General features: G+C 41.8%; 13 protein-coding genes. 6 read left to right on the top strand and 7 right to left on the bottom strand.

Going from position 1 to position 14,196, the window contains the following annotated elements:
- Positions 1–34: 34 nt before the first annotated feature.
- Complete coding sequence (locus DP114_RS20150; RefSeq protein ID WP_169267984.1) at positions 35–430, bottom strand: Fur family transcriptional regulator; 396 nt, start codon at positions 428–430, stop codon at positions 35–37.
- 165 nt (positions 431–595) lie between these two features.
- On the opposite strand from DP114_RS20150, the gene purS reads away from it, so the two are divergent.
- The 3 genes from purS to DP114_RS20135 all read left to right on the top strand — a co-directional run bounded on the left by purS (position 596) and on the right by DP114_RS20135 (position 3,504).
- Entirely contained in the window at positions 596–874 is a 279-nt protein-coding gene (gene purS, locus DP114_RS20145) for a phosphoribosylformylglycinamidine synthase subunit PurS (RefSeq protein WP_169267985.1), read from the top strand.
- Positions 875–982: 108 nt separating this feature from the next.
- Complete coding sequence (gene purQ, locus DP114_RS20140; RefSeq protein ID WP_169267986.1) at positions 983–1,657, top strand: phosphoribosylformylglycinamidine synthase subunit PurQ; 675 nt, start codon at positions 983–985, stop codon at positions 1,655–1,657.
- A gap of 1,121 nt (positions 1,658–2,778) precedes the next feature.
- Positions 2,779–3,504: a hypothetical protein gene (locus tag DP114_RS20135; RefSeq protein ID WP_171976957.1), complete on the top strand. Its 726-nt coding sequence runs from the start codon at positions 2,779–2,781 to the stop codon at positions 3,502–3,504.
- A 758-nt stretch (positions 3,505–4,262) separates the two neighbouring features.
- On the opposite strand, the gene tnpA is transcribed toward DP114_RS20135, so the two are convergent.
- Positions 4,263–4,673 carry an IS200/IS605 family transposase gene (gene tnpA / locus DP114_RS20130; protein ID WP_171976956.1) on the bottom strand — a complete coding sequence of 137 codons (411 nt, stop codon included), beginning with the start codon at positions 4,671–4,673 and terminating at the stop codon, positions 4,263–4,265.
- 71 nt (positions 4,674–4,744) lie between these two features.
- Between tnpA and DP114_RS35185 the strand changes: the two genes are divergently transcribed.
- Both DP114_RS35185 and DP114_RS20125 read left to right on the top strand, forming a co-directional pair.
- Entirely contained in the window at positions 4,745–4,894 is a 150-nt protein-coding gene (locus tag DP114_RS35185) for a helix-turn-helix domain-containing protein (protein WP_246162600.1), read from the top strand.
- Between the two features lie 66 nt (positions 4,895–4,960).
- Entirely contained in the window at positions 4,961–6,124 is a 1,164-nt protein-coding gene (locus DP114_RS20125; protein ID WP_246162599.1) for an RNA-guided endonuclease InsQ/TnpB family protein, read from the top strand.
- 95 nt (positions 6,125–6,219) lie between these two features.
- Here the strand turns inward: DP114_RS20125 and DP114_RS20120 are convergent, their stop codons facing one another.
- The 3 genes from DP114_RS20120 to DP114_RS20110 all read right to left on the bottom strand — a co-directional run bounded on the left by DP114_RS20120 (position 6,220) and on the right by DP114_RS20110 (position 9,003).
- A complete protein-coding gene (locus DP114_RS20120) occupies positions 6,220–6,642 on the bottom strand; it encodes a photosystem I reaction center subunit II PsaD (protein WP_169268244.1) in 423 nt (140 codons plus the stop codon).
- A gap of 100 nt (positions 6,643–6,742) precedes the next feature.
- On the bottom strand, positions 6,743–8,779 hold the full coding sequence (locus DP114_RS20115; RefSeq protein WP_169268243.1) for a DICT sensory domain-containing protein: 2,037 nt from the start codon (positions 8,777–8,779) through the stop codon (positions 6,743–6,745).
- Positions 8,780–8,838: 59 nt separating this feature from the next.
- Entirely contained in the window at positions 8,839–9,003 is a 165-nt protein-coding gene (locus DP114_RS20110) for a hypothetical protein (RefSeq protein ID WP_171976955.1), read from the bottom strand.
- Positions 9,004–9,778: 775 nt separating this feature from the next.
- Between DP114_RS20110 and DP114_RS20105 the strand changes: the two genes are divergently transcribed.
- The gene (locus DP114_RS20105; protein WP_169268241.1) at positions 9,779–12,064 is read left to right on the top strand and encodes an amylo-alpha-1,6-glucosidase; all 2,286 of its coding nucleotides are present in this window, start codon (positions 9,779–9,781) and stop codon (positions 12,062–12,064) included.
- 71 nt (positions 12,065–12,135) lie between these two features.
- Here DP114_RS20105 and DP114_RS20100 read toward each other — a convergent pair whose 3' ends face one another.
- Complete coding sequence (locus DP114_RS20100) at positions 12,136–12,468, bottom strand: DUF2973 domain-containing protein (RefSeq protein ID WP_169268240.1); 333 nt, start codon at positions 12,466–12,468, stop codon at positions 12,136–12,138.
- 231 nt (positions 12,469–12,699) lie between these two features.
- On the bottom strand, positions 12,700–13,038 hold the full coding sequence (locus DP114_RS20095; protein ID WP_169268239.1) for a DUF2605 domain-containing protein: 339 nt from the start codon (positions 13,036–13,038) through the stop codon (positions 12,700–12,702).
- Positions 13,039–14,196 lie beyond the last annotated feature (1,158 nt).

Raw genomic sequence — 14,196 nt, 5'->3', positions numbered from 1 at the left:
TCTTGACTAATGACTAATGACTAATGACTAATGACTAATCACCAGTTTGAGCTAATTGACATTGAGTACACAAACCGAAAAATTCTAGAGTGTGGTAAAAAATCTTAAACTTGTGTGTAGACTGTAGTTGACCCTCTAGGTCATGGACGGGACATTGATTAATCGGGATGGAAGCACCACACTGTAGACAAGTCAGGTGGTGCTTGTCTTGCTGGGCTAAGTTGTAGAGGGCTTCACCATTACCTAATGTCCGCACTTGCACCAGACCTTCAAGTTTTAAGGATTCTAATGAGCGGTAAACTGTTGCCAGACCCATGCTTTGGTTACGGTTACGTAACTCGACATAAATATCTTGGGCGGAAATGCCTTGTTTAATGGTTTTAAGCAAGTTTAGAATACGCTCTTGACTGCGGGTGCGTACGGCTCTCATAGACAAATTAGTATAGTAATAAAACGCCAATTGTATTTGAAAAAGTTTCTTTTAAGGTATTCTCCTGCTTAACTTTTAGCTTAACTCTCATAACTTGTGCTTCTATTGTCGCCCAATTGGGACAGAAAGATATAGTATGAGCTTAGCAGTATTCAGCAAAAGCCAGTGCAAAGGAAGTATCTAGCCAAAATTTTTGTCACTCTCCGTCCTTCAGTTCTGGATCCAGCTGGAGTCGCAGTGCAATCTGGGCTGAAGCAAATGGGATACGATTATGTTGAGCAGGTGCGGATTGGCAAGTACATTGAAGTCACTCTCATCTCAACCGATGAAGATACAGCCCGTCAGAACTTAGATCGGATGTGTGACCAAATGCTTGCAAATCCAGTCATAGAAAATTATCGCTTTGATTTGATAGAGGTTGAGTCACAGACGGGAGTCTATTAATCTGCTTTTTCAGAGTCATTAGTCTTTTGTCCTTCGTCCTTCTTTTTATAAACTTCGACGAATGACACATGCCTAATGACTCATAACTCATGACTAATCACTAATAACATGAATTTTGGAGTTGTTGTTTTTCCGGGTTCTAATTGCGATCGCGACGTTGCTTATGTCACAAGAGACTTGTTGAAGCAACCTACTCGCATGATTTGGCATCAAGAAACTGATATTTCTGATGTAGATCTCATGATTATACCAGGTGGCTTTAGCTACGGGGATTATTTACGGTGTGGTGCGATCGCCCGCTTTTCACCCGTGATGCAGCAAGTCATTGAACACGCTCAAAAGGGCAAATTTGTCCTCGGTATTTGTAATGGGTTCCAAGTATTAACTGAGGCAGGGCTGTTACCGGGAGCGTTGGTGAAGAATCGGGATTTGCATTTTATATGCGATCGCGTTCCTGTGAAAGTCGAGCGTACAGACCTTCAGTGGACGCAAGGTTATCAAAATGGTGAAATTATCACTCTGCCAATTGCTCACGGGGAGGGGCAATATTACGCAGATGATTCCACATTATCAGAGATTGAAAATAACGGTCAAGTCCTGTTTCGCTACGAGGGAGATAATCCCAACGGCTCAGTGAACAACATAGCCGGGATTTGCAACCGTCAAGGAAACGTGTTGGGAATGATGCCGCATCCAGAGAGGGCATCTGATCCGATGCTGGGCGGTAGCGATGGGTTGAAGTTGTTCCAGGGGTTGTTGGAGAAAGTCGGGGCGTTGGTGTAGAAAGGGGGGGGACACAGCTACCAAAATAAGCTGATGCATTTGTATGGGGTTATCTCCAGGCTGGAAAACAAATGCTTTTCAGCTAAGTGAGGTACACCAATGACAAGGCTAACAACTGTTAGCCCTTACAATCATGACTGAAGATTATACCTTATAAACTTGCAATACGCTGTTACTAAAAGCACATATCTTCTTTATTATATTTTTATCCAAATAACATATTTACTTAAAGTCAAAATTATGATATGTGATATCTTTGATAAGAAGCTTATAACTGGTATCAAAGTTTCAAAATTAAGATTACCTTTAATTTTCAATTGTATGTGTAGTGAAATCGTTATCTGTATGTAATTTTTTCCATTTAACTAGAGTATATGAACCTATAATTGTAAGAATTCAGGAGCCAGAATATTCCTTCCTGGTAAGCTACGCGAACAGGAGTCAGAAGAGTTAAGAATTCCGTTGAAAATTTGACGAAAAGAAGATACAAAAAATCATAGACTCTTTAAAAATTGTGACTTCTTAACTCAAAAAGTGCTGAATTTTTACCTAAAGTTTTCAATTATTTCATAACACAAAAATTGTCTACAGGACTCATTTTTGATTTTTGAAATTTACGTAGTAGGGTGCGTTATGCCTGCTGGCTAACCCGTCATCATCAGGCTTTAGTCCGTTATGCACCAATACGGTTCAGTTAAGGAGAATTGTAGGTTGGGTTGAACATAGTGAAACCCAACAAAGTCCCGAAAATGTTGGTTTATGTCCTGCGGACACGCTGCGCGAACGTTCCTCAAACGCCAGACGCCTCTGTCGGGAAACCCTCTGGGTTTGCGTAGCGCCCCCTATGCCTGCGGCACGGCTACGCCTATCGGGGCTAGTTGCACGCCAGTCCCCTGGCTGTCGGGTTCCCCCCGTTGTAGGCGGAACGCCTTCCCGCAGGGTAGAATCTGGCGTCAGGCGACGGGCGTTCCCGGAGGGCTATCGGGGAGAACCTCCGGTTCCGCTGCGCGCTCCGCAGTCGCCTAGGTCGGGAGAGCCGTCATTCGCGCTGTCTCACCAGATGCCTAGGTCGGGATATCCTCATCAAGCACTGGTCTCACCAAATCAAATTGGATTCCTATATGAATTCAAATTATTACTGTTTGTTATTCGCAGGAAAAATGAAATTAGTAAGACAAGCTGTCCTAAATGTTTTTGGTATTTTTTCTTTAAGTTTTGTTGCTCCAGTTGCCTTATCTCAGGAACCACAAGTAGGTCTTGAATTTAAAGGCTTTGGACTAAATGTAGCCCAAATAACCATAACCGAATTTTTTGGAGAATGCCCAGGAGAGGACATTGGAGAAGTTAAAGCACATTTTATCTCTTCAGTAAATCCTCCATCTGCAGGTCATCGAGTAGTTATTCGTAACGTAACTGAAGGTATGAAGTCTACTCCAATTCCTTATACTAATCGTGAATATGATGACGGGCGTCGCTCTCAAGGAATTACCCTGATTCCAGGAACTGAGCACAAACGAAGAACTTTTCGTTTTATCCCCAACAAAACTAATACATTTGAATTTGAAATTTTGCAAGACAAACAAGTGATAAACAAGGGTTCATTTGAGAGTGTAATTAGTACTACCAATAAAAAGGTAGAAAGAAAGATGACATGGAGATCAGAAGAGTTCTGTGTTGATACAGATAAGACATATATGAAGGATTGTAAAACTCCGGGAATTCGAGAAAAGGGTTCTTGCCCTGATAGCTCTACTTATAAATATCGAAATATCAGACATCTTGAGAGTAAAAAAAAGCTAACCAAGATGGAAATTCTAAAATTCCGCCAAGGAATATTCCGTCAATGAAGATTCCGTGAATGAAGATTCCGCCAATGAAGATTCCATCAATGAACAATCCACCAACTAAGTAGCTCAACTCAGATTTTTCGGTGCTTCCTCTGCGGTTTTTTAATTATTCAGATTCAATCGGAAACGATTTTACGCACTTGCGACGAAAAATAAGGCTTTGCGAACGCTCGCAATAGACCTCTCCAAAAATGATATTTAGTGCAAGCGCGGGGTATTGGTTTCATAGCCATTTTTGGAGAGATCTAATGACAGAAGTGCCTTATTTTTGCCTAAGTCCTGTGCAAGTTTGCCCACAGCATTGCTGAAAATGTACATAGGGACTGGGTATAGCCAAAGTCAAAGTTTCATAGGCAAAAGTTAAACCAGTTATCAGTTACCAGTTATCAGTTATCAGTTATCAATTGTTCACTGTTCACTGTAAAACAAGAGTGTTTTAACCTTGCGGGTTCAACAGTTCCTAAGGCGGGATAAACTCGCCTTAGCTTCTTCGCCGTAAGCCCCGCACCATAGCCGTACTCAGCTTGGTGTCGGGATATAAGGCGGGTAATGAGGAAGACATCCCCGACCTATGTTCATCACAGATGGAACGCGGGAGTCGCATTGTCCCCTAGAAAATGAGCCAGCCTTTGTTTGTTGATCTGTATTCCAAGACGAGTATTCGTAGTTATAAGGCTGGCTCATTTTCTTCGTGTTAGACCCCGTAGGGATGGCTGACGAATTACCAATTATCGTGCTCAGAAACCAACAACTGAAGTCTAGTCCGGTTTGTTTTGAGATTCCACGTATTTTTTTAATGTTTCAACGGTTACACCACCACAAGAAGCAATAAAGTACGACCCGTTCCAGAGTACGTCTTTGTGGTAGAACCGATTAACTCTGTCAGAGAATTCTTTACGCAGATAACGGCTGGTTACTGTTTTAAGGTTATTGATGAATTTGGGTAGTTCAGTCTGAGGAGTATAACGGAACAGGAGATGTACGTGGTCTTCCTCTCCGTTAAAATCAATCACTTCGCAATCCCATTTTGGCAACAATTCGTTCAAAATTTCTTTTAACCTATCAATCATTTGACCTGTAAAAATAGGTTTTCGGTATTTTGTCGTTAACACTAAATGAGCTTTGAGGTCTGAAACTCCTCTGGCACGAGCTATAAACGTGTCCGGCATACTTGACGCTAAGTGTTGTTGTCGTTAAAATAGATGATAACACTAAAACATATCAAGGAGGTGAATCCCTAGTGCTGCTTAATTATCAATACCGCGCTTTCCTTGACACTAATCAAAAACTGCAATTTAATAGTTGGTTACGTATCAGTCAGTATTGGTATAATAAACAGCTTGGGGATAGATTTGATTGGTGGCAAAACAATCGTTGTGACGTTAATTAGTGCCCACTGACCTGTTCGCTACCAGAAGTACGAAATAATCCAGATTTTTACTCTCAGAAGAAACAGTTGCCAATAATCAAGCAAGATTTGGTAACTGTTCAGCACTCTGGTGAATTGCTTGATTTCACGTCTGTACCATCTCAGACATTGCAGGACGTATCAAAGCGTGTAGACTTGGCATTTAAACGTTTTCTTCAAGGGGACAGTAACGGAAAACGTAGTGGTAAGCCGCGCTTTAAGAATTCATCTCGTTATCGCACTTTGAGGATTGAGGGGCAAGCTATAACCGTTGAAAGAATAGAGAAAGACTGGTTATTCTTATCCATCTCAAAACTTAAAGGTTGGTTAAAGGTACGTTTGCATCGACCTTTCCCTAATGGGTTTATTCTGAAAAATATGTTGCTAACCAAGAAATCTGATGGATGGTATGCAACTATTTGTTTAGAAGATCCAAATGTTCCAACCTTTAACCCAGATGAAGTTATCCCCACCTGGGAGAACACTTTGGGAATGGATGCAGTACTACACGAAAACGATTACTTGGCAACTTCAGAGGGTACCAAGCTACCTTCTTTGAAGTCGTTCAGGAAGTCTGAAAAACGTCTAGCGAATGTTCAACGCCGTAAAGAAAAGAAACGTAAAGGCAGTAAATCACGCCGTAGACTTGCAAAACGTCAAGGACGTGAACATCAGCGTATTGCTAGAGCGAGGAAAGACCATGCGTTCAAGACTGCTCATGCGTTGGTACGGACAGGCAAAAAAGTTTTTGTTCACGAGGATTTGAACCTAAAAGCGTTGTCAAGGCGCAATAAAGCGAAACTTGATGAAACCGGGACTTATCTCCCCAACGGTCAATCGGCAAAGTCTGGGTTAAACAAATCCTGGAATGACGCTGCATTTGGACAATTTTTTACCATCCTAGGATACATAGCCGAGAAAGCTGGGTCTAGGACAATCGCAGTTAATCCTGCGTACACATCTCAATTGCTGGCATATCGGGACGAGATAGTTTTTACTGACTGCGATATGCGCTCTTACTGGGATACTGAACATTCAATTAATGTTGACCGCGATATAAACGCGGGAATCAATATTAAGCGCGTGGGGCTGGGACTGTTCCCCACGTTAAAACGCCGTAAAGGGAATCCAGTAGTAGGTGACTCTACTACCAACATTACCTTGAAGGAAGTTCTGGAAACATTAAGAATGTGCCAGAAGCCCACACCATAACTGTACTCAGTTTGGTGTGGGTAGTTCACGAACTGTTTGACTTTTTACTTTGGGCGCTTCCCAATCCCTAATTTTCTTATTTTTAGTAAATGGTGCTAAGCGTCGTAAGTAGCTGTCCCGCTAAACTTAACTTGAGCAGGACTGGGATTTGCACCGATATTGCGGTCTACATAACGTACTTTTTCACGACCTTCCTTCACTTTTTCTGGGAAAGTACCATCAGCCGGGTGTATATACTGAGTTTCTCCGTTAGGATAAATCCGGTAAACTTTGTAGTCTGTAATTTTCAATTTCCGCAATACCTGACCACCCAAATAGATGCCGTACTCCTTACGAGCCAAAGACAGCACGTTTTCACCTTGGCGCATAATGGCGGTACCGCCTGTTGGCAGTTCAAATGCTTGCTCTTTGGGGCTAGTCCAAGTGATGGCGTACTTTTCTTCCAGTTCTGCTTTCTTAAGCAAGCCGCCAGTGCTGCCACCAAATACCGGAGTTTGTCCAGAAAGTTTTTCTGCCATAAAGTTTCTCTCAACGTTTTTACGGCATCCTATCACTGCAACAAGGATCATGTTGCGATCGCGTTATAGTCTGTAACAGTTATTATCTATTGATCATTATTTATGAGTCTTTAGCTGTAAGAAAGGACTTTTTACTCTTGACTTTTGAGGACTTTCGCTCTATGCTACCCGAAATCATGGGTATGGTGAAGTGAAACTGACTGCCCTGGTTTTTGCCATTTGATTTGGCCCAAATTTCTCCACCCCACCCATTGACAATTTGGCGGCAAATTGCTAATCCAAGACCTGTGCCACCAGCGGTACGCCGCAGCGCTCCTTCTTCTTGATAAAAGCGGTCAAAAACGATTTCTAGAAGATGTGATTCTATACCGCGTCCAGTGTCAGCCACAGTCACCTCCACCATTTTTTTTCGGTTGCGTTCACCTTTAATAGTGATCTGTCCGTCTGTTGGTGTAAATTTACAAGCATTGTCTACGAGTTTTGCCAGCACCTCCACCAACCAATCTCCATCAGCTTTGACCAAAGGGAGGTTTTTGGCAAGTTGAGTTGTTATTTTGGGCACATTTTGCGAAGCAAATCGGCTGCGAATGCGACTTAATGACAAATCCACACACTCTTGTAAAGTAAGCGATTCCGGATGCCATTCCACACGACCGCTTTCTAGATTGGAAAGCGTCAGGAAATCTTGTATGAGTTTGCGCATTCGTTCTGAGTCAGAAAGAGCAGTGCTTAGCATGACCTGCTGTAAGTCTGAGGGCATATCCGGTTCGCTGGCAAGACTTTCTAAGCATACCTGAATGGTAGACAAGGGGGTGCGAAGTTCGTGTCCAGTAATAGCTATCAAGTTGCTGCGAGTGCGGTCAAGGGCTTCTAACTGTTTGTTAAGATCTTCTAAGTTAGCGTAAGCTTCTGCTTGAATAAGAGCGGCTCCCACTTGGATGGCAATAGCTTCTACCAAGTCTAAATCCCCTGATTGCCAATCGTGTAAAATTTCGTTGCAGTAGTGCAGTTCGACGATACCCAACAACCGCCCCTGGTAGAATACTGGTTCCATCAGCCAAGAACGAATATCATACTTTTTGACGAGTTCCACAAGTTCTTTAGAACTGGTGATGCGAACATCCGTATAAGTATCAGTCAAATAAATTCCTTCGCTTTGGAGGACAAGTTCCCTGAATAAAGGATTGTTTTCCAACGACCAAGTTTTTCCTGACAAAGATGACACACCGGGACGCAAAAATTCATGTTCGATGACGGCTTTGGCTTCTGTCTCTTGAGCGCGGTAAATTAGACAACGACTAGCCTCTAAGTTCTGTCCGAGTTCTTGGGTTGCGATTTGGAGAATTTCATGAGGGTCGAGCGATCGCCTAATCGCGGTGCTAATCGTATTGACCAAACGCTCCTTCCGTGCTTGAGCCGCGATGGAACGGTATGCTTTATGCAATTTGTACTGACTGGCTTGGAGGTAAGTCACCAAACGCTGCACAAAGGGGTCAGTGTCTATGTCGCAGGCATATTCGTTTGGCGATTCTACTTTTGTTTGGCTTGTATTCTCGCTTATCCCAAATCTCAAGCGTGCTTGCTGAATTTTGTCTTCCAGTTCTGGTCTGTAAACCAAAATCCTGTCCAATAATAATTCAGCTGCTTTGAGACTTACTCCCCGTTCTGCTGTCCAAATTCCTTCAAACCTACGCGCCGTGTCCATATCTAAACTTGGACTGATCTCCCGTAGTTGCTGATTTTTGGCAACAGAACCTACGCTCTCCCGGCAAACCAAGCAAGTTGCATAGTTTTGGGCAATGACTATCAAGTGCCATTCTTGAGTTAAGCCATCATCTGGTTCAAAAGCTATTTTTTCATAATATTCCGAACTGTTGGTAAAGTCCGTTTCGGGTGCGGATAATACGTATATTTGATTACTACGCTGAGCAAGCCGCTGATATCGATGAGCTTCTTGACGGTAAAATCGCTCTCTTTGGAAGCTCGCAATGACAAGAGGCTGCTCCAAAGTAGCAGCCAACACCTGGTCTTCCATCGCGTGGGAAAGCGCCGTTAGTGAAGCTTTGAAATATATTTGAGGTCTCAGGTGGGGTAGAGCCTGTAGCAGTTCACTCAGCACAGAAGTCGAAATGCTCATCAATTTTATAAAGGAGCCACAATCTGGACAAAATCCAAGTCACAGCTGCATTGTACAAATTACAACGGACTCTCAGCTAAATTAGATAGTTGCGATATGTAAAGAATGGTGAAAGACACGTTCAAAGTTTTGGCAGACGCAGCAATTTGTTTGAGATACCGCAATACTCGGCTTGCGGTTTCCCACCAACCAACTAAAGGCTGTTTTCGGAGTATCATAAGCATTTGTTCATCTTCTGGATCACCATACAACAAGGTTGGTGAGGGATTTCCAAAATCACTTTTTTTAAATTTCTGCCTTTACAACTCTTAACTAGACTAAGGAGTCCTCGCCAGTTAAGCGTGCAGGCATTTTTATTTTACGACCACCAGGTGCCCTATGTACCATGCTCAATACACATTTGTTCCCAGGAATTTGTCCAAAACTCTGCCCCTGCTCTTTGCTCTGGTCTTTTTAAGTTTTGTGTACCTCGCCAGATCGCAAGAACTATTAGAGGTCAGTCGTTTGCTTCATTCAATATTTACGCCCCAGTTTTCAGTTCCAGTTGATGAATTTCAACAAAAAATTTCTTCAAATTTGAAAAATCAACTATTATTCTCTGAATATAAATAATTTTTAGCTCAAAAAGTTGCGTTTTGTAAAAAATTAATTTATTTTTTAATTTTATTTATAATAATTTTCTCGTAGCAGTTTAAATAAGAAATGTTAAGATTTTGTCTTTGTGCGGAAAAAGCGGCGATTTCGTTGTCCCTCTAAAGAGGTTTCTACATCTTGCCATTTTGAAGAAAAACGGCTAACAAGACAAATAGCAATCAGAATTTTCAACGCTTTTTCATAAAATTTCTATAAAGTAAAGATTTATAAAGATTTTATGTTCAAGGTTTGACACAATGTGATTACGATTTTTCCTCAATGGCTCAAATCTACATCTAAGTCTTTCTTTCCTGTTGACGCTGTTGCTTTGATGAAAAACTAGACCTGTACACGGAATTTTGGCTGATGACACCGGATACATTGATGACACCGGAAAAACTTTCTCTAGACGGAAAAACTTTTGTTCCTGCTGAGCAAATCCCGATCCCAGAGTGGCCTCGCACTATAAGCGAAAGACCACAACCGACGCTAACGGTTAAAGATGATGATTTATTTTTGGTAACAGACACTTTAGGCAATATCTCTGGCTGTTCACTTAACGATGGCAATCCCAGTATGGGATTGTTCTGCTGTGACACACGCTTTCTCAGCCGCCTTGAGTTGCAAATCGACGAACATTCGCCAGTGCTACTCAGCAGCACTGCTGATAAAGGATTTTCTCTATCGGTTTTATGTACCAATCCCAAAATTGGAGACCGTTTGAGAAACGACACAGTAGGCATTCGTCGCGAACTGGTACTGAATGGCGCATTATTTGAAGAATTAGAAGTATCAAATTATAGCACAAGTTCCGTTAGCTTTGAACTTAGCATTAGCTTTGATGCGGATTTTGTAGATTTATTTGAAGTTCGGGGCTATCACCGTGGTAAACGGGGTAGACTTTTACGCCTTGTGGAACCCACACCTGAAGAAGGAACATTAAATAGTGATGGTGTTTCTTTTGTGTCTGGGCAAGATGCAGAAAAAGAGCAATCTTTGAGTCTTGCCTATCAAGGTCTGGATGGGTTGGTGATGGAATCTCGCATTCAATTCCAGCATCGACAACCAGATTATTTTAAGGGTTACACAGCCGTTTGGCGGTTGGAGTTAGCTTCTCATGAAACCCAAAAGTTGGGCTACCGGGTGAATTTGTTGAGAAACAATAAACCTAGTTCCATTGTTAGCGCCGCTTTTACCCTGACACAGGCGAAAGCCGGTGAAATCATGGAAGAGCAACAGTGGGTGCAACAAATTACACAAATTCGTTCAGATAAAGGAACATTCAATCGAATTATTGAAAGGGCTGAGCAAGATATGTACTTATTGCGTCAGTCCTTTGGCAAGCATAAGACAGTTTCGGCAGGAGTACCGTGGTTTTCTTCGCTGTTTGGGCGGGATTCGCTCATTGCAGCGGCTCAAAGCCTCATGCTAAACCCTCAAATTGCCAAAGAAACTCTACAAATTCTCGCGTTTTATCAAGGCAAAACAGATGATGACTGGCGCGAGGAAGAACCAGGTAAGATGTTGCACGAGTTACGGTTTGGTGAGTTGGCTCGTTGTCAGGAAATTCCTCACACTCCTTACTACGGTACAGTCGATGCGACTCCCTTATGGCTGATGCTGTATGCAGATCATTATGCTTGGACTCATGATCTAGAAACCTTAGAGCAACTTTGGCCCAATGCTCTGTTGGCAATGGATTGGATTGACCGTAACATGAGAGAAACTGGCTACCTCAGCTACTACCGCAAATGCAAACAGGGTCTTGACAATCAGGGGTGGAAAGACTCTGGCGATTCTATTGTCAATCGTAAGGGAGAGTTAGCCACTGGAGCGATCGCCCTTTGTGAAGTCCAAGCTTATGTCTATGCTGTCAAATTACGCTTAGCAGAAATTGCCAGACTCAAAAAGCGGATTGACTTATCAGATCGCTGGACAGAAGAAGCAAGAAACCTCAAGCTTCGTTTCAATAGAGACTTTTGGATGGAAGACCAGGATTTTTGTGCCTTGGCTTTGGATGGAGAAGGTAAGCACGTAGATAGTATTACATCCAATCCCGGTCAGTGCTTGAGTTTGGGCATTTTCACACCAGAAAAAGCTTACAGTGTTGCTGAACGTCTGCGGGCACCAGATATGTTTAATGGGTGGGGTATTCGCACCCTAAATAGCTTGTCACCAGCTTACAATCCAATGGGTTATCACATTGGTTCTGTTTGGCCTCACGACAACGCACTCATTGCAATGGGGTTACGTTCCCTCGGTTTAATCGATCAAGCCTTGGAACTTTTTCAAGGTTTATTCGACATGACTGAACAGCAGCCTTATCAACGTCCTCCAGAGTTGTTGTGTGGCTACGAGCGCAATGGTGATAACGCGCCTGTACAGTATCCTGTTGCTTGTACACCTCAAGCATGGGCTACTGGCAGTATCTTCCAGTTACTGCAAATGCTGGTAAACTTGGTACCCGACGCTCCTAACAACTGCTTACGAATTATCGACCCCACTTTGCCAGAGACGATAAATAGTTTGTCACTGCATAATCTCAAAGTTGGTTCTACCATACTTGATTTGGAGTTTGAGCGTTCTGGTACCACAACTGCTTGTCGTGTTGCAAAAAAACGCGGTAACCTGAGAGTGGTTATTGAAGCGTAAACCAGAGTGTTAAGTTATAAGTTTTGTAGACGCCCTTAGGGCGTCTACAAAACTGTGAACTGGTGAACTTTTTAGCCTTCTTCTTGTTGATTATCATTTCTGTGTCCTGGAGAAGCTTCATAAAGCTCATCCAATTTTTGTCGCGCATCGTCAACGTTGATTGATCGCATGACTAAAAGTGGTTCTTTAATTAAATTGCCAGTCGCATCTAATAACTCTGGATGGGGTCTAAACTGCTTAGTTGATGGATCGTAAGGATATCTGCCTTGGTTTGCTGAAGCTCCAGATCTTGCTGGATAAATCCGCTCTGTATCAAAACTGAACATAATCAGGTTACGAATTAAGTTAGCGACAGCTATAAAAGCTAGAATGGTAAAAGCAAAAATGTAAAGCAGATGTAACATTGTTCTTTCCTCCAGAGTTCACAAATACTAAAGCTATATGTTGTAAAAAATTTTCCTTAGTTGATACCTGCTGATGCCGTTTATGATGGTGATGCTAAATGGTTAACGCAATTTTTGTGCGCTCAGTCTCTTTGATTAAGAGGGATATTTTTAACTTCAGGGGGAGTATCTTAGCATAAACCACATCATTGTTCTATCTCAGATGATGTTAAAAATTTTTTACTATCTCACCTATATATCGTCTTTGTGTTGCCAACTGTTCTGTTGCGAACGGAATCGCATTGCCACATTCCAACACTTTGTGACTAATTGATGCCAAGGCATCAATGTTGCCATATCAATACCAACTTGTCCACCGGTTGCTGTAAACAGCATTTTCGCTGTGTTCACTTCCTCTTGTGCTTTCTTGACTTGCGTTAGTAAGTCAGATTGTTCATGTTGACTCATGAATGATAGCTCTTCCGTTTCCAGAAAACTGCGCGATCGCGCAAACCAGTACTGAAAATCTTCTAACAGTGGTTGCAAAACTGTTTTCAGCAGTTCAGGTTCTGGTAAATTCGAGTCTCGCATAAATGAAAAGCATATTTCTAACTTTCTTACTAATATTAACTCTATTTAATATTCTTAACATTTTTTTCGTCTCTGCCATAAGTCTGAAAATCAAACTTGATTGTGCTATTGATTACACTTTCGTCTGGGATAGATTCGCTGTATTTCTTACATATACAAGCAGGGGATCTCAAAAAAAGGGTCTGTACTGGAGATAAAGACATTTTACTTGTACGTGTTTTATATACTTTAAGTAGTATATTTTACTGAAGCCAGATAGCTATGACTGAATATGTACAGATCCTCTGTCAAAAAACCTGCATAGTTTTCTCATAAAAGGTGTCCGAAAAGCGGATTAACAAATCTATATGATGTACTGTCTTGGCGCTGACGTATTGCAATTTTTCTTGCTCTAAAAACATATTCACTTTTCGGTTGAAACATACAACCTCCTCTAACACGATAGGAATCGCACCGACTGTCGGGAAAGCCCTGGGAGGCACGCAGTACTACCTCGACTCCCCAAGGATTAGAGATGTGTCGTAGACGGTGGAGTACATTTATATCACACCTTTTGTGAGATGATGTTTTTTCGCAACTAAGAAATTAGGGCACTTAAAACCCCGAGCCAGAACTTTCAAAGCTTAAATTCAGTGAACCTGAATTCCGATTTGAGTTTTGGGTTATTTCTTTGTTGGTTAGATTGAGTTAACATAATACTATCTTACAATTAAAGTTAAAATTCACTTCTCAAGCGTCACATTTAGATTGAAAGAGGGAACTCACATGGTCGGGTTTGAACCACAAACAAAATGTCCTAAGTATATAGAAATTGCTCTTAGCTAGAAATCAGAAGTTGGTTTTATTTTTTTAGTAGAAATTGGAGACCTGACAATGGCAACATATCAGCCAGACCAAAAGGAATTCAAGGTGTTCTAGTTAAAGGAAAGGCATATGCATAGAAATATATCGCACCCAAATAGTTGGAGGTTGATGTAAATGCTCACAAATAGAGTTTAGAGTTGACTGTCAGGTCTGCTACTAAGCGCTCATTGTCTTGTGACCAATAGCAACTAGCTATGAGTATTTTTTATATAAAGGTTATTTTTGACTTATAAGTAGATACTAAATGACATGATGGATTATCAACAATAGATTTTCTGAGGGTAAATCATTAGG

Origin of the sequence: Brasilonema sennae CENA114 (assembly GCF_006968745.1) — a bacterium.
Lineage (GTDB): Bacteria > Cyanobacteriota > Cyanobacteriia > Cyanobacteriales > Nostocaceae > Brasilonema > Brasilonema sennae.
This window is presented reverse-complemented; position numbering and strand designations above follow the sequence as displayed.

What these genes read in the sequence shown, in the direction of transcription:
- DP114_RS20100 (WP_169268240.1), bottom strand. Translation starts at nt 12,468, where the DNA reads ATGTTACATCTGCTTTACATTTTTGCTTTTACCATTCTAGCTTTTATA.
- DP114_RS20120 (WP_169268244.1), bottom strand. Translation starts at nt 6,642, where the DNA reads ATGGCAGAAAAACTTTCTGGACAAACTCCGGTATTTGGTGGCAGCACT.
- DP114_RS20105 (WP_169268241.1), top strand. Translation starts at nt 9,779, where the DNA reads ATGACACCGGATACATTGATGACACCGGAAAAACTTTCTCTAGACGGA.
- purQ (WP_169267986.1), top strand. Translation starts at nt 983, where the DNA reads ATGAATTTTGGAGTTGTTGTTTTTCCGGGTTCTAATTGCGATCGCGAC.
- DP114_RS20135 (WP_171976957.1), top strand. Translation starts at nt 2,779, where the DNA reads ATGAATTCAAATTATTACTGTTTGTTATTCGCAGGAAAAATGAAATTA.
- tnpA (WP_171976956.1), bottom strand. Translation starts at nt 4,673, where the DNA reads ATGCCGGACACGTTTATAGCTCGTGCCAGAGGAGTTTCAGACCTCAAA.
- DP114_RS20150 (WP_169267984.1), bottom strand. Translation starts at nt 430, where the DNA reads ATGAGAGCCGTACGCACCCGCAGTCAAGAGCGTATTCTAAACTTGCTT.
- DP114_RS20115 (WP_169268243.1), bottom strand. Translation starts at nt 8,779, where the DNA reads ATGAGCATTTCGACTTCTGTGCTGAGTGAACTGCTACAGGCTCTACCC.
- DP114_RS20110 (WP_171976955.1), bottom strand. Translation starts at nt 9,003, where the DNA reads ATGCTTATGATACTCCGAAAACAGCCTTTAGTTGGTTGGTGGGAAACC.
- DP114_RS20095 (WP_169268239.1), bottom strand. Translation starts at nt 13,038, where the DNA reads ATGCGAGACTCGAATTTACCAGAACCTGAACTGCTGAAAACAGTTTTG.